Raw genomic sequence first — 20335 nt, 5'->3', positions numbered from 1 at the left:
AAATGAAGGAGAGCACTTTGAAATTTCAAAAAAAATACCTGATGCTTGCCAGCCTGGGTTTTGTCGGCAGCATGTTGCCAGCCCTGGCCTGGACGCAGAACTATCCGCTTCCTACGCCGGTCATGCAGGCTATCATCGACAAGGATACTTCGCGTCATTTTGGTGATGCACCTGCTGATGGCGGCCCTCTGGCAACCGACCTGTCCGCAGAGCTGGAACCAGCAGCGATAGAAAAATTCTTGCGCAAGGTGGCGGATTGGCAACTGGCCCGTTCGCAGGCGCACTTTGGGCGTATCTGGACATCCAGCGTGATGTACACCGGCTTCATGGCAGCGTCTGAAGCCACAAATGACAGCAAATATAAAGACGCCATGCTGGCCATGAGCCAGCAACATCAATGGCAGTTGGCGAAACGCCTGCCGAATGCGGATGACCAAAGTGTGGCGCAGACTTATCTGGATTTGTATTTCCTCAACAAGCAACCAGAATTCATCGCCCCAACCAAAGGCGACCTCGATACCCTGATTGACCTGAAGACTCTTAAACCAGGTGACGACCGTCTGCCATGGTGGTGGTGTGACGCCTTGTTCATGGCGCCGCCGGTATGGGCGAAAATGTATGTGGCAACAGGTGAGCGCAAATACCTGGATTATGTCCACACGCAATGGAAAAACACCTACGATCTGCTGTACGACAAACAAGAACACCTTTATGCCCGCGACGTCAGCTATATCAACAAGACTGAACCCAATGGCAAGAAAATTTTCTGGTCACGCGGCGAAGGTTGGGTCATGGGTGGTATAGCCAGGACACTGGACTATATTCCCAAAGATGATCCACAACGTCCATTCTACATACAGCAGTTACGTGAAATGTCAGCCCGCATAGCACAGCTTCAGGATGAAAACGGACTGTGGCATGCCGGTTTGCTGGATCCTGCAACTTATCCCTTGCCTGAAATTTCTGGCTCAGCCCTGTTTGTATATGGCATGGCTTATGGCATCAATCGCGGCATTCTTGATCCCAAAGAATATCAGCCAGTGATCGCCAGGGCATGGAAAGGTATCCTGAAACATGTATATGCAGATGGCCGATTGGGTGGCATACAACAAACTGGCGCCGAACCGGCCTTTTACAGGCCCGCATCCAGCTTTGATTATGGCGTCGGTGGCTTCATGCTGGCCGCTGCCGAATTGAAGAAGATGGTGACAGTCAAACCTGCTAAATGAAAGCAGGAGAGCCAGCCATGATAACCCGTGCTTTCCGCATGAAGCTGAAACCTGGCAATGTAGCGGAATATCAGCGCCGCCACGATGAGTTATGGCCAGACCTGGCAGATGCATTGCACGCTGCCGGTATTTACGATTATTCCATTTTTCTGGATGAAGAGACTTTGCATTTGTTTGGCGTACTTAAATTGCATCCCAACCACCAGATCGATAACTTGCCTACGCACCCCGTCATGCGACATTGGTGGGATTACATGGCGGATCTGATGGAAGTCGAAGCCGATAACCGTCCCCAGCAATTAGCGTTAAAACCCGTATTTTATTTCGAATAAATAAAAAATCGCTAGCCTGTACATGACATGGGCTGGCGATTTTTGTATCTCTGTTTTTGTATCTCTGTTTTTGTATCTCTGTTTTTGTATGTCTGTGTCGCTTATTTTCTGCTGCTTATTTTTCTGATTGGTTGTCGGTTTGCAGTATTTTTCTATCCCTCAGCCATTCTTCGGTGCGATGCGGCCATTCCGATGCATTGCCGTTACCAAGACGCATGGCCATGCCATGCGTGCCGCGTTCAAACAGGAGCATTTCCGCCGGTACACCAGCTTTGGTCAGGGCCTGATAAAACAGGATGCTGTTTTCGACTGGAACAGTTTTGTCATTCTGGGTATGGATCAACAAAGTAGGGGGCGTTGTGCTGCTGACCTGTTTTTCCAGTGACATCAACTGCACGGATTCTGCGCTGGGTGATGCACCCAAAAGGGCTTTGCGGGATCCTGCATGTACCGACGGGTCTTGCATGGTGATGACGGGATACATCAGTATCATAAAGTCAGGGCGCGCATTGACACCGTCAAGTGCAGCGCCGGTGCGCCCCAGCGGGTGATCAAACAGGGTGCCAGCGCTGGCTGCCAGATGGCCGCCCGCCGAACTGCCCATCACACCGATGCGGTTAGGGTCTATACCATATTGCGCTGCGCTGGAACGCACCAGACGAATAGCACGCAAGACATCCTGTAAAGGGGCAGGGTGGCCAAATTCGGCCAGGCGGGATTTAAGCACAAAGCTGCTGATACCCAGGGTACTTAGCCAGTGTGCGTATTGCTCGCCTTCACGCAGGGTAGACAGACGTACATAGCCGCCGCCGGGGCAAATGATCACGACGCTGCCATTTTTTCTGTCGGCAGCAGCGGGGTAAAAAGTCAGGTTCGGTTCGCTGACATTCGAAGTGCGGCCATCGGCCACTTGTTCTGGCCCTATGTTTTTCGCGCGCGGTACGCCTTCTGGCCACAAGCTGATGACACCGGATTGTGCATGAGAAGAAATGGCCGACAAGGTCAGTAACAAAGTGAAAAAAAGTCGTTTCATGGCAGTAAATGAAGTATGTTATAAAAAAATCCAGCTATCCTGTGTAAAGCAGTTTTGTATCAATACAAAAAAATATCGATTCCATTTGAGAAAGAACATCATGCGTCAACTTTCCCGTTTTTTGAAGTCTTTTCAATTATCTGTATTGCCTGTGGCATCCATTCTGTCTGTTATGGTCATTCCTGTTGCCAATGCGGATGAACTGTTCAATGGCCGCGATTTCAAGGGTTGGGAAATTCAAACTACACCGGCAAGCAAGATTGAGGAAGTCTTCAGTATCACAGCGGATGGTGTGATTGCTTCTGCTGGCAAACCTTCAGGCTACATTGCTACGACGGAAAACTATAAAAATTTTTCGCTACATGCCGAATGGCGCTGGACAGCTGCACCTGGCAATGGTGGCGTGTTGATACACATCAGTTCTGGTCCCAAAGACAAAGTCTGGCCACTGAGCCTGCAAATCCAGACCAAATATAAAAATGTTGGCGACCTGCTGCCTATGGCTGGTGCCAGCTTTGCCGAACCCCTTACAACGGCCAAGGGCGTATATCCTCCGATTAAGGCAAAACTGGCTGATAGCGAAAAACCGGTCGGTGAATGGAATAGCTGCGACATTCTTGCCAAAGATGGATCGGTTGAAGTCAAAATTAATGGCATAGTACAAAACAAAATCAGCAAATCCAGTCCGGATTCTGGTCACATCGGCTTTCAGCTTGAAGGCACTGCCTATGAACTGCGCAATGTGCGTATTCAAAAACTTGATTGATGATCGATTGATGGCCGATTGATACAGGATTAATGTCCGCAAGCCAGGCCATGCTCGCCACATGACCTGGACAGCTTGGTCAATTGGATACAGGAATAATGCAGATATTCAGTGTCCGGTTGTCTGCCGACAGCATGGCCGACTGGATTTCTATCTTCTTGCCGTCCGGGCTGAATGTTGGGTGAGGGTGATCGGCCGCTGTATCCTTGTGTCCGGTGCTGAGCAGGCTCATCTTGCCGCTTAAGCGGTCTATCAGATAGATGCTGCGGCTGAAATCATCGCCGACAGCCCAGCGTCCATCGCTTGATCCATGCACATGCCATAAGCCGCTACCTGATGGTGTTTGTCCTGCAATACGCATTTCACGTGTGCGCAAATTCACAATGGCAAGGCCACTGGGTTTTTCGCGTGTGCCGGCATTGCCCCAACCCGGATCTTGCCCCGGATTGGCACCTTCAACGGCATTGCCTTTGTTGGCGCTATTATTTGTTCCGCCTATATTGCGATGCCCCATAATCGCCATTGCCACTTCATCTTTTGAAATGACGGCTTCGTGGGTCACCCATTCATAGTCGGCTTCCGGGTACAGTGGACGCAAGCCGCTACCATCCGCCATCACCACCCAGGTACGCTGCGGTGATTTGCCGCCGGTTTCCCAGCAAAAAATAATTTCTCCTGGATTCCACAGATTGGCCTGGATATGACCGATCTGGAAGGGCACCGAAACAACGTGGCGGATTTCACCCGTCTTCACATGCATTTTTGCAATGCCGCCGGGGCCGGCACCCATGTTTCTGGGGCCGAAGCTTTTCTCTATGCGTGCATTTTTAGCCAGGTATTTTGCCGCCTCCTGTGATGTCTCGCGGAAGTATATCCATTCATCGGCAGCATCCAGCGCCAGGTCGGTAGCTTGTCCGACTTCAGCAGGTACTACGCCGCATATGCGCTGGTAGCTTTCTGCAGGCTTCATCTTGCCAGCTTTGCTATCGGCAAATACCGCAGCAAGATCAACCTCTACCAGTTCTACCGGCGATGCCTGACGTGGCCGGCCAGCTTTTCCTTCGCGTGGAGATTTATCCGTGCTACGCATGAAATACAGCTTCATGGCACGTGTCGATATATTCAGCATGCCGGTATAGCCACCTTCAGACACCTGCACGATATCCCCGGTTTGCTCATTGACGGCCATCGCTTCACCTTTTGCGATGCCTGAACGAAAGATCACCCATTGCCCATCGGAAGTCCATTGTGGATGGGTAGGATAGATTTTTGAATCACCATGCGGCTGGCTGGTCAGAAAGGTCAGCATGACTCCAGTAACAGGGTCTTTGACCACTTTGCGTTCACTGGGGAAACGATGCCCTATTTGCGCAAAGGCTGATGTGGACAACAGGCAGAACAGGCACAGGAAAAGATTCAGAAAAAGACTGGGCATGCGAGCAGGCAAGATACGAACAGAGGTACGAACAGATAAGCGGTTCATGGAATTTTGGTATGTGTGGGAGTGATCGGTTAAATCCCGGATGCGCATTTTCTCAACATGCTTGAGTGGAGTGGCATCAGTGCTGCCTATTGTGCTTGGTTTTCAGGCAGTTTTTTCATAATTTGCACTGCACAATCAATAGTGATCATTTTTTTGATTCTTTAAGCAAGTCTTGCAGTCAGTTACAAGCTCTCGAATAAAATGAAATCATATGTCGAGGCTGTTGATTTTCCCACATGCACTCACGTGTATGATGACCTTCAGTCTTTCGCTTCCCGACGATACTTAACCATTATTCCTGTCATCCATTTATGAATACCAGTATGTCTGCGGTACGCCGCCTGATCTGTGTAAGTGTGCTGGGCTGGACTTGTTCTACCCTGGCGCAAACTACGCCCCCTCCAGCGGTGAATACCGATCCCAATGCAGCAGCACGTATCGTATTGCCGGAACCGGCGAATCCGCAATTGCCTTCAGTTTTTTTTATCGGTGATTCAACCGTGCGCAATGGCCGGGATGATGGTCAGAACAAGGGCGCAGAAGGGCAGTGGGGCTGGGGTAATCCCATCAAGGCTTATTTTCAGACGGATAAAATCAATGTCGTGAACCGCGCCATCGGCGGTCTTAGCAGCCGCACTTACCTGACTGGCGGGCACTGGCAAAGAAGCCTGGCATTGATGAAGCCAGGTGATTTCGTCATCATGCAATTTGGCCACAATGATAATGGCCCCTTGAACGATACAAGTCGTGCAAGGGGGACTATCAAAGGTATCGGTGAAGAGGCTGAAGAAATCGATAACCTGCTGACAAAATTGCCGGAAACAGTACACAGCTACGGCTGGTATTTACGGAAATTTATTGCCGAGGCCAGAGCCAAAGGCGTGCAGGCCATCGTATGTTCCCCCATACCTCGCAAGAACTGGGATGCAAATGGAAAAATAAATCGCGGCAAAGCCAGCTATGGTGGTTGGGCTGAACAGGTGGCGAAACAGGAAAAAGCGGATTTCATCGATCTGAATGAAAACATCGCCGCTGCCTATGACATCATGGGTAAGGATGAGGTGATGAAACTGTTCCCCGTAGTGACACCGGATGAACATACCCACACCAATCTGGCCGGTGCAGAATTCAATGCAAGTGTGGTTGTGGCGGGTATCAAGACCCTGCAATATGCACAGTTGAAGAACTATTTGAATGATAAATCGGTCGATATAAAATCGACTGCAGCTTCACAAAAATAGTAATTCAGGAAATCATATTTATGTTTCATTTGCAAACAGTTTCGCGCCCGGCTTGCAAGATTACTGCGGTCGTTATTTTGGTAGTTGTTGCGGTCGTTGTTGCAATGGTGTCTGCCTTGCCTGCGGTAGCACAATCCAGCGAAGCCACTTGTAGTCTATGGGGCAAGCCTGGCAAACTGATTTACCAGGATGATTTTGATACAGATCTGAGGCAGTGGCAGGTAGAGTCTGCCGACACAAAAAATTCCGACATCAGTGTTGCCAATCACCAGCTTTTGATTGATGCAGCGAAAGGTGCAACGGTGTGGTTCAAGCAAAAATTATCTGGCGATATCTTGATCAGGTATACCCGCAGGGTCGTCATGGAACAGGGACGCAATGACCGGCTGTCTGACTTGAATCAATTCTGGATGGCGACCGACCCGCGTGATCAAAACATCTTTACCCGCAAGGGCGTTTTTGAACAATACGATGATTTACGTCTGTATTACGCTGGCATAGGCGGCAACACCAATACCACGACCAGGTTTCGCAAATACCAGGGCAATGGTGAACGTAGCTTGCTGACCGAGTTGAATGAACGCGACACCTTATTGCAGGCGAACCACGACTACGTCATAGAAACTACTGTGTACCAAGGCTGCACACGCGTTCTGGTCGATGGCAAAGTGTTCTTTTCATACAAGGACAAAGATGCCTTGCGGGATGGCTACTTTGGATTCCGGACCACCCAATCCCGGCAACAAGTACGTGATTTCAAGATTTATCAGTTGGAATGAATACCCGCAAGATTTATTTATAGAGCAAAAAAGATGATAAAGATGAGACAAAAAAACCAGTCAGGCCTGCGTTCAACATTGAAATTATTGGCCATCGCAGGCATCAGTTGCATGCTGCCATTAAGTATGGGCATGAGCACGGCAGTAGCCGCAGGCAAAACAAACAATACAGGCAAACCAGCCAATGACGTAACAGCGCCACTGCATTTGATGCAACCAGATTACCCCACACCATACGGGCAACCGACAGCAGAAGATGTCAAGAAAGTGCTGTACCGTGTGCATACCTATCTGGACAATGTTACGCCTGCCAAAATTATTGATAGCAAAACAAAAAAGCAGATTACTGATTTTTCCCAGATCAATGACGATACGATACTGGCCCCGGGCGATTATCGCCTGACCAGCTACGAATGGGGCGTCACCTACGCAGGCATGCTGCTGGCTGGCAGTGCCACGGGTGATAAACGTTTCAGCAATTACGCCAGTGAACGCCTTGGTTTGCTGGCTGACCTGGCACCGCATTACATTGCCCGTCTGAAGGCCAATCCGAAGAGCCCTTCACCTATCCGTTCATTGTTGCAGCCCCATGCACTGGATGATGCAGGTGCCATGTGTGCCGCCATGATCAAAGCTACCAGGGAAGGTGTGTCCAATAAACTGTCCAGCCTGATTGATATTTGCAGTAGCTACGTCAGCACCAAAGAGTTCCGTCTGCCGGATGGCACCCTGGCCCGTAACCGTCCGCAACCGAATACCCTGTGGCTGGATGATCTGTTTATGAGCGTGCCAGCCCTGGCGCAAATGGGCAAATTAACTGGCGACGCCAAATATTATGACGATGCAGTAAAACAGGTCAAACTGTTTTCTGAGCGCATGTTCAACAAGGAAAAAGGCGTGTACATGCATGGCTGGGTGCAGGATATGGGTGTGCATCCGCAATTCCACTGGGCCAGGGCCAATGGCTGGGCCGTCATGACCATGGTTGAATTGCTGGATGTACTGCCACCAGACCACCCTGGCTATGCCGACGTATTGGCGCAATTGCAGGCCCATGTCAAAGGTCTGGCTTCTTACCAACATGGCACAGGCTTCTGGCACCAACTGCTGGACCGCAATGACAGTTACCTGGAAACGTCTGCCACTGCCATCTACACCTATGCCATGGCACACGCCATCAATCGCGGCTTTATCGATAAACGTGCTTATGCACCAGTAGTCATGCTGGCATGGAATGCGGTAGCCAGTAAAGTGACACAAAAAGGCCAGGTGGAAGGTACTTGTGTCGGTACTGGGATGGGCTTTGACCCGGCGTTTTATTACTACCGCCCGGTAAATGTATTTGCCGCGCATAGTTACGGCCCGGTATTGCTGGCCGGTGCAGAGGTCATCAACCTGATGAAGGCCAATACCTTTGAAATCAATGATAGCTCATTGCAGCTCAAACCAGGGAAGCCCTGAATAAGCCCTCATTGAGTGATCTTTAGTGATCTTCGAGGCTAGTCTGGAATAAATTGGTATCGACAGTGCCTCATAAATCAGGAGGAGAAATGTTTGTGTTGAAAGCCAGCATAAAGGCAGGCATATTTTGTTCGGTAGTGCTTGTATTTGCGGCTATTGCCGTTCCGGTTTTTGCTGGCAATCAAGTCAGTATCAGCATTGATGCGAAAAAACCTGGCCCTGTCATTAATAAAAATGTTTACGGCCAGTTTGCAGAACATTTGGGCAGGGGTGTTTATGAAGGCATGTGGGTAGGACCAGATTCAGCTATTCCAAATACAAAGGGATGGCGCAATGATGTTGTCGCGGCGCTAAAAAAGATACATGTGCCATTGGTACGTTGGCCCGGTGGTTGTTTTGCGGATGAATATCATTGGCGGGACGGCATAGGCGTACGTGAGAACCGTCCAGTCAAGATGAACACCAACTGGGGCAATGTGGAAGAACGCAATGCCGTTGGTACCCATGAGTTTTTTGACTTGATTGATCTGCTGGGGGCAGATGCCTATGTGAATGGCAATCTTGGTTCTGGCACGCCGCAGGAAATGGCAGAATGGCTGGAGTATATGACGGGTGACGGCAAGTCCACCCTGGCAGAATTACGCCGCAAAAACGGCCGTGACAAGCCATTTAAAGTAGCTTTCTTTGGTATCGGCAATGAGGCCTGGGGTTGTGGTGGCAATATGAAAGTTGATCACTACACCAGCCTGTTCAATCAATACGCCAGTTTTTTGAAAGCTCCAAAGGCTTATATGCCAAAAATCATTGCCAGTGGTGGTCATGATGATGACACCAGTTGGACAGATTATTTGACCAGGAACATCCACGAACAATGGAACATGCGTTTTGATGGTGTCAGCTTTCATTATTACACTCTACCAACCGGCACTTGGGAAAAGAAAGGCAAGGCGCTTGGTTTTGGGGAGGATCAATGGATATCCACGCTAAAAAATACAATGCGCATGGATAGCCTGATCAGGAATAACGTTGCCAAGATGGAGGTCAATGACCCCAAAAACAAAATTGCTTTCAATGTGGATGAGTGGGGAACATGGTATGACGTGGAACCGGGTACGAATCCTGGATTTTTATATCAACAAAACAGTTTGCGCGATGCTCTGGTTGCTGCCTTGAATTTCAATATTTTTCATGAACATGCAGCGCGTGTGCGTATGACCAATATTGCCCAGATGGTTAATGTCTTGCAGGCCATGATATTGACTGATAAAGACAAAATTTTACTAACGCCAACTTATCACGCATTTGAAATGTATGTGCCATTCCAAAATGCGACAAACTTGCCACTCACGATAAGCAATAACCACGAATACAGTTTTGGCAAAACCAGTATCCCTGCAATAAGTGCTTCTGCAGCTCGTGCGCTTGATGGAAAAGTATATTTGTCGCTGGTGAACACTAATCCTAATGAGAGTGTTGAGATAGATGTTGATGTTGCAGGCGAAAAAATAGAAGCTGCCAAAGGCCGCGTACTGACTGCAAAGACCATGGATGCACACAACACTTTTATCCGGCCACAATCAGTACAGCCAGACAATTTTAATTCCAGTGCAAAAGCAGGCAGATTGACACTGAATGTCCCAGCCAAGGCGATAGTTGTGGTGGTGCTTGAATAATTACCAGATACCTGTTGTTCAACTATCTGAAATCATGCCGATGATGAAGTTAGTGCAAGAAGCAGAGCCGCTGTCGTAATGCAATCAGGCAAACAGTTCAGTTTAAAGGCGAATTGCATGAAATCTCTCTGTTTGTACTTCATGGTTAGTATTTTTTGTTTGCAGCCGCAATGTCAACTTGCCGCTGCAGAAGTCAGTGTGCACGACCCTGTGATGGCAAAAGAGAGAGATACTTATTACCTGTTCAGCACCGGGCCAGGCATTACTTTCTATAGCTCTGCCAATATGAAAGACTGGCGGCCTGAGGGCAGGGTGTTCGCTGGTGAACCTGTCTGGGCACGCAATACTGTGCCGGACTTCAATGGCCACATTTGGGCGCCAGACATACAGTTCCACAGCGGAAAATACTATTTATATTATTCAATATCTGGATTTGGCAAGCTGACTTCAGCTATTGGTGTCACGGTTAACAAGACGCTCAATCCTCACTCACCGGATTATCGCTGGGAAGATCAGGGAATTATATTGCAGTCCGTTCCGGGGCGCGATTTGTGGAATGCCATAGACCCGAATATTGTTACCGACAGCGAAGGCCAGGCCTGGATGTCATTTGGTTCCTTCTGGTCTGGTATCAAGCTGGTGAAATTAAACGAGGCCTGGACAGGTTTGGCACAGCCACAGGAATGGCATGCGATTGCAAAGCGTGCTCGTCCGGCTTTTACACCGGATGAATCAGCTGGGCCCGCAGAAATTGAAGCACCCTATATTTTTAAAAGAGGGAATTACTACTATCTTTTCGTTTCCTGGGGCCTATGCTGTCAGGGAGAAAAAAGCACCTATCATCTGGTTGTCGGACGCTCCAAAAGTCTGACTGGGCCATATCTGGACAAAAGCGGGAAAGCAATGCTTGAAGGTGGTGGCTCTCTGTTTTTACATGGCACTAAGCACTGGAAGGCACTGGGACACAATAGCGCCTATCATTTCAATGGCAGGGATTATCTGGTATTACACGCGTACGAGACCGCTAATAAATACCTGCAAAAACTGAAAATTCTTGATATGCAATGGGACTCAGAACTATGGCCATTCGTTGCTGCCGCTCAACTCGATACTTACCGCAGCGTACAGTTGCCAAGAAAATAGCATGAATTATCCATCATGATTGTTCATATCGCATCATTGTGGGACAAAGCTTGCTGCACGTATTGAGTTAACTTTAATAACTGACATCAAATAAAAAAGGCTTGCAGATAAGATATCTGCAAGCCTTTTTGTATTCATTGGTCGGGGCGAGAGGATTCGAACCTCCGACCCCGTGCACCCCATGCACGTACGCTACCAGGCTGCGCTACGCCCCGACACTGAGCGAAATATTATAGTATATCGTGGCGAATTTTGCTATGTTTGGCCAGAAACTTCTTAAATGCTTGCCTTGGTGAAAAGATTTGTCCGATTTTATTCATTATTTGACTGAAATATTTTCATAATTCTGGAAAAACTGTGAAAATACCAGTCCTAGGTCGCCGTATTGCTACGGTGCTTAAAAACATTTCTGAATAAATACAAGATGACAATTAAAATCAGTCAGAACTTCGACGCGGGAGCGATCGAAGTCGTCAAGGCGGAACAGGCGGGGGCCATCGATTTAAATTTGCGCAAGGATTCACATGCCAACATCTGGCAGTGGTTTCACTTTCGCTTGCAGGGCGCACGTGGGCAAGAGACTGTCATGCGCATTCTCAATGCGGGTGATGCCACTTATGCCAAGGGCTGGGAAGGCTATCGCGCGGTAGCAAGTTATGACAGGGCTAACTGGTTCCGTGTAGATACCGAGTTTGATGGCAAGGTCATGACCATACGTCATACACCTGAACGTGACAGCGTGTATTACGCTTATTTTGAGCCTTACACCTGGGAACGTCACCTGGCTTTGCTGGGTGGGGTAGAGAATTCTTCTGTCGCCCGTGTTGAAGACCTGGGCAATACCGTTGATGGCCGTGATCTGAACCTGATCGTTGTCGGTGACCCCGCGGCTGAAAAGAAAGTCTGGATCATTGCGCGCCAGCATCCGGGTGAAACCATGGCTGAATGGCTGGTGGAGGGCACTTTGAATGCCTTGCTGGACCCATCCAATCCAATCGCCCGCAGCATCCTGGACAAAGCGGTTGTGTATATAGTGCCTAACATGAACCCGGATGGTTCTGTACGCGGCAACTTGCGCACTAATGCCGCCGGTGCCAACCTGAACCGTGAATGGATGACACCATCGCTGGAAACTAGCCCTGAAGTGTATTACGTCAAGAACAAAATCCATGAAACTGGCTGCGACCTGTTCCTGGATATCCATGGAGATGAAGCCTTACCTTACATCTTCGTGGCTGGCAGTGAAATGCTGGCAGGCTTTAGCGAAAAGCAGGCGCAAGAGCAGCAGCATTTCGTGAATAGCTTCTGTCTGGCCAGCCCTGACTTCCAGACTAAATACGGTTACGAAGCATCCAAATACAATGAAGATGTGCTGAAACTGGCGTCCAAGTATATTGGCCATACTTTCAAATGCGTTTCACTGACTCTGGAATTGCCATTCAAGGACAATGCCAATTTGCCAGATGCGGAAGTAGGCTGGGATGGTTCGCGCAGTATCAAACTCGGTGAAGCAATGTTGCAACCGATTTTGGCGACATTGAGTGCATAATTCCGGTATTTATTGATCGGAGTAGTAATGGGCGTAGAGATTGAACGCAAATTCCTTGTTGTGAATCAGGATTTCAAACAACAGGGGCAGGGCACATTTCTGCGCCAGGGCTATATTTGTTCTGACCCAGGTCGCATCGTACGGGTACGCATAGAAGCAGAGCGTGCGATGCTGACCATCAAGGGCATGTCAACGGGTATTAGCTGTGGCGAATGGGAATATTCCATTCCAATGGCTGATGCGCAAATCTTGCTGGACACAGTCTGCCAGCAACCTCTTATAGAAAAAACACGTTATCGAATTCCTCTTGCTGGCTTGGTCTGGGAAGTGGATGAGTTCATTGGTGATAATCTTGGCCTTATCGTAGCCGAGGTTGAGCTTGAGTCCGAGCAGCAGCAATTTGACCGCCCCGCCTGGTTGGGTGAAGAAGTCAGCCACGACCGGCGTTATGCAAATGCAAATTTGCTCAAGCATCCATACAAGGACTGGGCATAATCATGGTCAGGCTGATTTTCACCCAGCAACTCAGTCGATTTACTGATGTTCCTGAGGTGGAAACTGCGGCAGATAATCTGCGTGATGCGCTGGAGACTGCATTTCTGGTCAACCCCACTTTGCGTGGTTACATCCTGGATGAACAGGGTGATCTGCGTTTTCATGTGGTGGTTTTTATCGACGGCAAACGCGTCATGCAGCGCAGTGGCTTGCTTGACCCTTTAAATTCAAATAGCCAGGTCTATGTCTTGCAGGCACTTTCAGGAGGCTGATGATGAAAGCAATGGTAGCAACCCGCAAGGGTTTGTTTGAAATGATCCATATTGACGGCAAGTGGAAGCTGGATCAGATCAGTTTTCTGGGTGAACCTCTTAGCATGTGCCTGCATGACAAACGCGATGGCGCTGTCTATGCAGCATTGAACCTCGGACACTTTGGGGTAAAACTGCACAGACGCGATGAAGGTCGTGACGACTGGACAGAGATTGCCGTGCCAACTTACCCTGAACATGCCAACACAGATGACGATGTTGAATGGAAGCTGAAGGTTATCTGGTCTATGGAAGCGGGTGGTGGTGGTGAGCATGGCGTATTGTGGGCTGGTACCTTGCCTGGCGGTTTGTTCCGTTCATCAGATCGTGGCAACAGTTGGGAATTAGTGCGCAGTCTGTGGGATAGGGAAGAACGCAAGGATTGGATGGGCGGTGGTTACGACACGCCTGGCATACATTCGATCTGTGTCAACCCGCGCAATCCTCTGCATATCTTGCTGGGTATCTCATGTGGTGGTGCCTGGAAAACTGAAGACGGTGGTAAGAACTGGGGATTATGTGCATCTGGTATGCATGCCGCTTATATGCCGCCCGACATGGCGGACAAGCAAAATATCCAGGACCCACACCTGATCGCTCGTAGCAAATTCGCCAGCCATGTTTTATGGTGCCAGCATCACAATGGTATCTGGCGTAGTGAAGACGATGCTATGAGCTGGCAGCAATTGCATTTGCCTGAAGGTATCCCAGACTTTGGTTTTGCTGTAGCGGCTCACCCGCGCAACCCCGATGTCGCCTGGTTTGTGCCTGCTGTGGCAGATCAAAAGCGTGTACCCTTGCATGGTGCTATGAGTGTCACGCGTACACGGGATGGTGGCAAGACCTTTGAGTCTTTGAGAAACGGCCTGCCACAACAAGATTGCTATGACCTGGTGTATCGCCATGGCTTGGTAGTGTCGGAAAATGGCAAGAATTTGTTGATGGCGTCGACTACCGGTAATTTATGGGCGAGTGAGAATGAGGGGGATGACTGGTACCAGATATCAGCTAATCTGCCGCCTATTTACGCCGTCAAATTTTATTAATCTCGTACACATGGAGGCAATAAGGCCAGAGTATGCACTTTGGCCATATTGCATTTCACGCAGTAGGTCTTTGTGGAATGCGCTGCGCGGGGTCATAGAAGAAGGTTTCTTCTGCTATGCATTCACCTTCCCAGCGCTGGTAGGCAAGTTCTTCCATTTGCGTCACGCTGCCGTCCAGCCACTCGAATCTGAAAATCCAGCGAATAACGACATGGTCGCCATTCACCAATACCGGATGAACACAGGTAGATGTTACTGACTTGGCGCGTGACATGACGGCATGTTCAGCGTTTACATGTGCCGCACGGCCTATTCTGGGCTTGGCCTGGTTTTCCTGCATGCTGGAATTTTCGGTATAAAACTCTTCACACGCAGCAGCATGTTCGTTTGCTTCAACTTTGGCGATAAAGCGTTTTAATGTATCTGGACTGGGCATGGACTCGGTCTCGGAAAGATAGGGTTTAGCAGGACTAATAGGCCCGTGAAATTGATTCTGCCACGCATACTGGTTTATCCTGGCCTTCTCGTTCTATCGTCACTTCCCAGGTAAGTTGCGCACCATCCTTGATGTCTTCGATTTCCAGCAATTTCAAACGTGCGCGTACCCGGCTACCGACAGGCACAGGGGAGGGGAAGCGTACTTTATTGAGTCCATAATTCACGCCCATTTTGACGTAAGTGAGTTTGATGGCATTGGCAACCAGCATGGGCAGCAGGGATAAAGTCAAAAAGCCATGTGCAATCGGGCCACCAAATGGAGACTCACGTTTGGCTCTTTCTACATCGATATGTATCCACTGATGGTCGCCAGTTGCATCAGCAAAAGTGTTCACTCTTTCCTGGCTGATTTCTACCCATTCTGATTGCGCAACTTCCTGGCCTATCAAGTCTTTTAATTCAGCAAGGCTATTAAATTCTCTCATCATGTCTCCTTATTATTTATTTTTATTCTGGACGACGGCCAAACATGCCCATGCCAGTAATCGTGCAAACCAGCTTGCCTTCCTGGTTATGTGCTTTCCATAAAGTATTGATAACGCCGCGGTCTGGTTTTGAAGTAGATAGTTTGCTACCTGTGGTCTCGGCTGTGACAGTCAGGGTGTCTCCAGGGCGTACTGGCAGTATCCAGCGTATTTCATCGACGCCAGGTGAACCCATGCTGCTTGAATTGGCCAGGAAGCCATCGACCACCATACGCATGATCATGCCGCAGGTATGCCAGCCACTGGCGATGACGCCACCAAAGATGGAATGGCTGGCGGCTTCTTTATCGACGTGAAAAGATTGCGGGTCAAATTGCCTGGCGAATGTGATGATTTCTTCTTCCGTTACTACGCGCTGCCCCAGTTCTATGACTGTGCCAGGAACAAAATCTTCAAAATACCAGCGATCTGTTTTGATACTCATAGTGTGTCCTCGTTATTTCCTTATTGTTTTAAAAGGCAAAAAAAATCCCGAACACAGTCGGGATTTTTCTACAGCATTCAGGCTGCGCTTTTAAAGCCGGGTTGTGCGACAAATCTGGCCAGGTGATGATCAGTGTCACCCAGTGTCAGCTCTATCGTGGTCAGGCGTTTGAACATGTGGGCAACCGGAAGTTCATTGGTGACGCCCATGCCTCCGTGCAATTGCACGGCTTGCTGGCCTATGTATTTGGCGGCCTGGCCTACCCTGGCCTTGGCGGCGGATACCGTGCGGCGGCGTTCTTCGACATCATCAGAGGCTATCTTGACGGCAGCCAGCGTTGCCATCGAACGGGCCTGTTCCATTTCCATGAACATTTCTGCCATGCGATGTTGCAAGACCTGGAATTTGCCGATAGGTACACCAAATTGCTGGCGGGTTTTCAGATAATCGAGCGTGGCTGCCGTAATTGCTTCCATGATGCCTATCGATTCCGCACACAGCAGGGTAACGCCGTAATCGGCCACCGCATCCAGCAATTCCCAGCCACCATCCACTGCGCTTAACAGCGCATCTGCGCTGACTTGCACATTGCTGAAACTGATATCAGCAGCACGATAACCATCGATGGTGCGGTAATCACGACGGCTGACGCCTTCTGCATTGGCATCAACGATAAACAGGCTGATGCCATTCGTATCGCGTTGCGCACCGTTGCTGCGTGCAGAGACGATCAGTTTGTCTGCCTGGGCACCGTGCAGCACCACGGTCTTGCTGCCATTGAGTACAAAACCATCGCCAATTTTGCTGGCAGTGGTGGCAATGTCAAACAGGTCGTGACGTGATTGTCTTTCGCCCAGTGCATTCGCCAGCTTGACTTCGCCACCAGCGATTTGTTCCAGCACATCTGCATGCTTGCCGGATTTTTTCAAAAACTCTGCACCCATGACCGTAGCAAAGTAAGGCTCGATAACAATGCCCCGCCCCAACTCCTGCATGATGACCAGCATGTCGATGGCAGAACCATTGAAGCCGCCTTGTTCTTCTGGTACAGGCAAGGCCAGTGCGCCCAGCTCTGCCAGACCACCCCACGCTTTATCGGATATACCTTCAGCCGATTCTATAATCTGCTTGCGCTGTTCAAAGCCATAGTCTTTTTCTACCCAGCGACGCAAGGCATCAGCAAACTGTGTTTGTTCTTGTGTTAAGTTGAAATCCATTGTGCTCTCCTCACAGACCCAGGATCATCTGAGTGATGATATTTTTTTGAATTTCGTTGGAACCACCATAAATGGAAGTCTTGCGGAAATTGAAGTAGTACGGTGCCAAAGGCGCAGCATCATCGTCACCAACTATGCTATGTTCAGTCTCACCTTCGAGGAAGGCCGGATCAAACGGCAAGCCGTAAGGGCCAACTGCCTCTACCATCAACTCTGTCAGCCTTTGCTGGATTTCCGTACCCTTGATCTTAAGCAGGGATGCTTCCGGGCCAGGGCGGCCACTGTCTTGCGAAATGACACGCAGCACAGTAATTTCCAGCGCCATCAATTCCACTTCCAGGCTGGCGACCTTGCTGGCATACACCGCATCATCAATCAGCGGCAGGCCGTTCTTTTGATGTTTGGCGGCGATGCGCTTGAGGAATTGCAATTCACGTTTGGCACGACCTACGGCAGCGATATTCGTGCGTTCATGGCCGAGCAGGTATTTGGCATAAGTCCAACCCTTGTTTTCTTCGCCTATCAGGTTCTCTACCGGAACTTTGACATTGTCGAAGAACACTTCATTCACTTCATGTTCTTCGTCAAGCATGATGATCGGGCGCACGGTAATGCCCGGCGTTTTCATATCGATCAGCAGGAAAGAGATGCCTTCTTGTTTGCGTACACCAGTGTCAGTGCGCACCAGGCAAAAGATCATATCGGCGTGCTGGGCCAGCGTGGTCCAGGTTTTTTGGCCATTAACGATGTAGTGATCGCCTTCGCGCTCGGCGCGGGTCTTCAGGGATGCAAGGTCAGAGCCTGAGCCTGGTTCTGAGTAACCCTGGCACCACCAGTCTTCGCAACTCAGTATCCGTGGCAGGTAGTAGTCTTTTTGTGCCTGGTTGCCAAAGGCCATGATGACGGGGGCCACCATATTCACGCCAAAAGGCAGGATGGCTGGCGTACCAGCACGTGCACATTCTTCTTCGAAGATATGACGCTGGGTTGCGGTCCAGCCTGTGCCGCCGTATTCTGCTGGCCAGCCTGTGGCTACCCAACCCTGTTTGGCCAATATCTTGTGCCAGCGAACAAAGTCTTCTCTGGACAGACGTTTATGATTCAGTACTTTTTGCTGCAGGTCTTGTGGAAGATTGGCTTCCAGGTAGGTGCGCACCTGATCCCGGAAGGCAAGGTCTTCTGCCGTATAGTTCAAATCCATGTTGTCTCCTGTTTTATGATGGCCGCAGCAAGTAATTAATAAGAAAGCAGAAAAAAGCACGACCGTTCAAAACTAATTGTACAACGGATTTTCACAAATGTGCCAGGCAAAATTGGCAGCCAGTATTTGAGTGGTAAAAACTTGTTACAGGTGGGCTTAAGGCTTTTGCATGGGCAAAAAGGCAATGCCATGCATTTCTACGATCTCGCCTTTAGCCAGGAAGCCAAAGCGCTCATAAACGGGAATGGCATTCAGGGAAGAATTGACAGTGAAACTACCTGTATGTCCTTGTACGGCAGCATGCTGGCGGGCACGCTGCCATAGCTTGCTTGCCAATTTTTGCCCTTGATATGAGGGATGAACGAACAGGTGAAACAGGTGGCTCAGGTCGCGCATGGCGATGAAGCCAGCCAGCGTTTCACCGTGCAATGCAAGAATGTAATGATAGCGTGAATCAGAGAGATAAGAAAGTTCGGCAGATTCTGATACTGACTGTAAAAATAAATCGGCACCGCTGCCATCCGGATTGACGCAAAAATCCCGGGCGAACAACGCGATCAATTGACTGATGATCAAAGCGTCAGCAGCAAAGCCGTCTCTGAAATGAAATTCAGAGCTCATGCCAGAAATGGCTTGCTCGCTTGCATGTGCGTGTCTGTCCATGGCTGTCATCTATTGCATCATGCTATACAAATATAGACGCTCAGTGGAAGTGTGTTGCACCTGGAGTTGGTGTGTCATCCGGCATTTCTGTATGTACCAGATCATTTTCCCGGTCTGCAAACAGGGGAGTGCCGCAATCATCGCAGAATTCCATCGCGAAAATTTCTTCCAATTGAATAATGTCGGTAACACCGCACTCTTGCAAAATGCCGGGGATTTCGCCAGCAAGTTGCTCGTTTTCATCCAGATTGACGGCAATGATCTGGTCTTCTGCCTGATACAGCGGCCAGACTACGCCATAGATTACTTCAGGAGCATCACGCAGGCAAAAACTGATGCGGTATTCATCAATTTGCCCGGGATTTTCCTGCTCACCAAAAGATGCAATGATGACGGTGAACTGATCTGCCTCTTTACCCAGAGTTTGCGTCAGATAGAACATGGCGGAACGAATGGTGGCAGGGCGTATCCTGATATCTGCTTCACGACAGGCGGTGTAATAGGCTTCGGGCAGTAAAAGCTCTATGCCGCATCCAGGTAAAAGGCGCTTGATGGTGGCATCGGTTTGCTGCTGCCATTCCAGCAAAGCATCACTCTTGGCTTGTGCGCAATCATAGGGTGCGTCAATAGTTTGCCACTGGAAGAGTGGGGCGCCTTTTTTGACAAGCAGCACACCGAGCACATACCGTATATCTGCCAAAAAAGGAATGGTATGAGCACGCTCGGCTTCTACCGGTGCAGGCAGATGTTTTAACATGGCCAGACTATGCCGCTCCAGCAAAGCATAGGTTTCTACATGGCTGCGTGGCAATTGATCTATGGAGTACAAACCTGGTAGCAAGCGCAATTGCGCTTCATCTGCCAGCAAATGTGCGTTTAATTGCGTGTGCAATATGCTCAGCGTTTCTGTGGGAATGCTGCCCGAGGCAATTTCAAAACGCGTCCATGCCAATATGGGGGCAGCGATCAACAAGCTGGTATAGGATTGCCCATCATGCTCAAATTGCGCACAGGTGCTCACGGATTCCAGCGTTTCGGTCAGGACCTCATAGCCATTCGGATGAGTTTGGAACAAGTGCTCAGTGGCTGCCTCCAGCATATCCTGGTGGTGTTGCTTGAGGCTCTTGGTCACCAGGGCATCCAGTTTGGCTTGCCAGTCCAGGTCTTCTATGCGGCTGGCAGATTGTGCAACTGCGAGCGCAAGATTGGCGACGCGCTGGCTTTCAGCGGCGAGTTTAAGACGGTTTCTTTTTATAGGGCGACGCATACTGAAATAGAGTAGAGGGGGTTAAGCCCATTGTAACGG

21 protein-coding genes and 1 tRNA gene are annotated in these 20335 nt (G+C 49.5%); 12 read left to right on the top strand and 10 right to left on the bottom strand.

Going from position 1 to position 20335, the window contains the following annotated elements; translation table 11 throughout:
- Positions 1 to 17: 17 nt before the first annotated feature.
- Together ACO0LL_RS06005 and ACO0LL_RS06000 are read left to right on the top strand one after the other, a co-directional pair.
- The gene (locus ACO0LL_RS06005; RefSeq protein ID WP_422949972.1) at positions 18 to 1229 is read left to right on the top strand and encodes a glycoside hydrolase family 88/105 protein; all 1212 of its coding nucleotides are present in this window, start codon (positions 18 to 20) and stop codon (positions 1227 to 1229) included.
- Between the two features lie 17 nt (positions 1230 to 1246).
- On the top strand, positions 1247 to 1561 hold the full coding sequence (locus ACO0LL_RS06000) for an L-rhamnose mutarotase (RefSeq protein ID WP_422949971.1): 315 nt from the start codon (positions 1247 to 1249) through the stop codon (positions 1559 to 1561).
- Between the two features lie 115 nt (positions 1562 to 1676).
- On the opposite strand, the gene ACO0LL_RS05995 is transcribed toward ACO0LL_RS06000, so the two are convergent.
- A complete protein-coding gene (locus ACO0LL_RS05995; RefSeq protein WP_422949970.1) occupies positions 1677 to 2594 on the bottom strand; it encodes an alpha/beta hydrolase in 918 nt (305 codons plus the stop codon).
- 100 nt (positions 2595 to 2694) lie between these two features.
- On the opposite strand from ACO0LL_RS05995, the gene ACO0LL_RS05990 reads away from it, so the two are divergent.
- The gene (locus tag ACO0LL_RS05990; protein WP_422949969.1) at positions 2695 to 3360 is read left to right on the top strand and encodes a 3-keto-disaccharide hydrolase; all 666 of its coding nucleotides are present in this window, start codon (positions 2695 to 2697) and stop codon (positions 3358 to 3360) included.
- A gap of 79 nt (positions 3361 to 3439) precedes the next feature.
- Here the strand turns inward: ACO0LL_RS05990 and ACO0LL_RS05985 are convergent, their stop codons facing one another.
- Positions 3440 to 4843, bottom strand: a complete 1404-nt coding sequence (locus ACO0LL_RS05985; RefSeq protein WP_422949968.1) for a hypothetical protein — start codon at positions 4841 to 4843, stop codon at positions 3440 to 3442.
- 323 nt (positions 4844 to 5166) lie between these two features.
- Here ACO0LL_RS05985 and ACO0LL_RS05980 point away from each other — a divergent pair, with 323 nt between their 5' ends.
- From ACO0LL_RS05980 to ACO0LL_RS05960, 5 genes are all read left to right on the top strand, one after another.
- On the top strand, positions 5167 to 6084 hold the full coding sequence (locus ACO0LL_RS05980; protein WP_422949967.1) for a rhamnogalacturonan acetylesterase: 918 nt from the start codon (positions 5167 to 5169) through the stop codon (positions 6082 to 6084).
- 20 nt (positions 6085 to 6104) lie between these two features.
- Positions 6105 to 6863 (top strand): DUF6250 domain-containing protein, encoded by a 759-nt coding sequence (locus ACO0LL_RS05975; protein ID WP_422949966.1) that lies wholly within the window; start codon positions 6105 to 6107, stop codon positions 6861 to 6863.
- A gap of 42 nt (positions 6864 to 6905) precedes the next feature.
- Positions 6906 to 8324: a glycoside hydrolase family 88/105 protein gene (locus ACO0LL_RS05970; protein WP_422949965.1), complete on the top strand. Its 1419-nt coding sequence runs from the start codon at positions 6906 to 6908 to the stop codon at positions 8322 to 8324.
- A gap of 89 nt (positions 8325 to 8413) precedes the next feature.
- Positions 8414 to 9997: an alpha-N-arabinofuranosidase gene (locus ACO0LL_RS05965; RefSeq protein WP_422949964.1), complete on the top strand. Its 1584-nt coding sequence runs from the start codon at positions 8414 to 8416 to the stop codon at positions 9995 to 9997.
- A gap of 117 nt (positions 9998 to 10114) precedes the next feature.
- Positions 10115 to 11140: an arabinan endo-1,5-alpha-L-arabinosidase gene (locus ACO0LL_RS05960; protein ID WP_422949963.1), complete on the top strand. Its 1026-nt coding sequence runs from the start codon at positions 10115 to 10117 to the stop codon at positions 11138 to 11140.
- 138 nt (positions 11141 to 11278) lie between these two features.
- On the opposite strand, the gene ACO0LL_RS05955 is transcribed toward ACO0LL_RS05960, so the two are convergent.
- Positions 11279 to 11355: transfer RNA gene (locus tag ACO0LL_RS05955), tRNA-Pro, on the bottom strand.
- A 209-nt stretch (positions 11356 to 11564) separates the two neighbouring features.
- Here ACO0LL_RS05955 and ACO0LL_RS05950 point away from each other — a divergent pair.
- Genes ACO0LL_RS05950 through ACO0LL_RS05935 form a run of 4 tightly spaced genes read left to right on the top strand, consistent with a single transcriptional unit; the run spans position 11565 to position 14541 of the window.
- Entirely contained in the window at positions 11565 to 12689 is a 1125-nt protein-coding gene (locus tag ACO0LL_RS05950) for a M14 family metallopeptidase (protein ID WP_422949962.1), read from the top strand.
- Positions 12690 to 12716: 27 nt separating this feature from the next.
- Complete coding sequence (locus tag ACO0LL_RS05945; RefSeq protein WP_422949961.1) at positions 12717 to 13184, top strand: CYTH domain-containing protein; 468 nt, start codon at positions 12717 to 12719, stop codon at positions 13182 to 13184.
- A gap of 2 nt (positions 13185 to 13186) precedes the next feature.
- The gene (locus ACO0LL_RS05940) at positions 13187 to 13456 is read left to right on the top strand and encodes a MoaD/ThiS family protein (RefSeq protein ID WP_422949960.1); all 270 of its coding nucleotides are present in this window, start codon (positions 13187 to 13189) and stop codon (positions 13454 to 13456) included.
- Positions 13457 to 13458: 2 nt separating this feature from the next.
- Positions 13459 to 14541 (top strand): WD40/YVTN/BNR-like repeat-containing protein, encoded by a 1083-nt coding sequence (locus tag ACO0LL_RS05935; RefSeq protein ID WP_422949959.1) that lies wholly within the window; start codon positions 13459 to 13461, stop codon positions 14539 to 14541.
- A gap of 55 nt (positions 14542 to 14596) precedes the next feature.
- On the opposite strand, the gene ACO0LL_RS05930 is transcribed toward ACO0LL_RS05935, so the two are convergent.
- From ACO0LL_RS05930 to ACO0LL_RS05900, 7 genes are all read right to left on the bottom strand, one after another.
- Positions 14597 to 14977, bottom strand: a complete 381-nt coding sequence (locus tag ACO0LL_RS05930; protein WP_422949958.1) for a nuclear transport factor 2 family protein — start codon at positions 14975 to 14977, stop codon at positions 14597 to 14599.
- A gap of 34 nt (positions 14978 to 15011) precedes the next feature.
- The gene (locus tag ACO0LL_RS05925) at positions 15012 to 15464 is read right to left on the bottom strand and encodes a MaoC family dehydratase (RefSeq protein ID WP_422949957.1); all 453 of its coding nucleotides are present in this window, start codon (positions 15462 to 15464) and stop codon (positions 15012 to 15014) included.
- Positions 15465 to 15486: 22 nt separating this feature from the next.
- Entirely contained in the window at positions 15487 to 15948 is a 462-nt protein-coding gene (locus ACO0LL_RS05920; protein WP_422949956.1) for a MaoC family dehydratase, read from the bottom strand.
- A 77-nt stretch (positions 15949 to 16025) separates the two neighbouring features.
- Positions 16026 to 17165 carry an acyl-CoA dehydrogenase family protein gene (locus tag ACO0LL_RS05915; RefSeq protein WP_422949955.1) on the bottom strand — a complete coding sequence of 380 codons (1140 nt, stop codon included), beginning with the start codon at positions 17163 to 17165 and terminating at the stop codon, positions 16026 to 16028.
- A 10-nt stretch (positions 17166 to 17175) separates the two neighbouring features.
- Complete coding sequence (locus tag ACO0LL_RS05910) at positions 17176 to 18366, bottom strand: acyl-CoA dehydrogenase family protein (RefSeq protein ID WP_110253593.1); 1191 nt, start codon at positions 18364 to 18366, stop codon at positions 17176 to 17178.
- Between the two features lie 156 nt (positions 18367 to 18522).
- Positions 18523 to 19029 (bottom strand): GNAT family N-acetyltransferase, encoded by a 507-nt coding sequence (locus ACO0LL_RS05905; protein WP_422949954.1) that lies wholly within the window; start codon positions 19027 to 19029, stop codon positions 18523 to 18525.
- 40 nt (positions 19030 to 19069) lie between these two features.
- Positions 19070 to 20296: a DUF2863 family protein gene (locus tag ACO0LL_RS05900; protein ID WP_422949953.1), complete on the bottom strand. Its 1227-nt coding sequence runs from the start codon at positions 20294 to 20296 to the stop codon at positions 19070 to 19072.
- Between the last annotated feature and the right edge of the window lie 39 nt (positions 20297 to 20335).

Origin of the sequence: Undibacterium sp. TC4M20W (assembly GCF_049340245.1) — a bacterium.
GTDB lineage: Bacteria > Pseudomonadota > Gammaproteobacteria > Burkholderiales > Burkholderiaceae_D > Undibacterium.
This window is presented reverse-complemented; position numbering and strand designations above follow the sequence as displayed.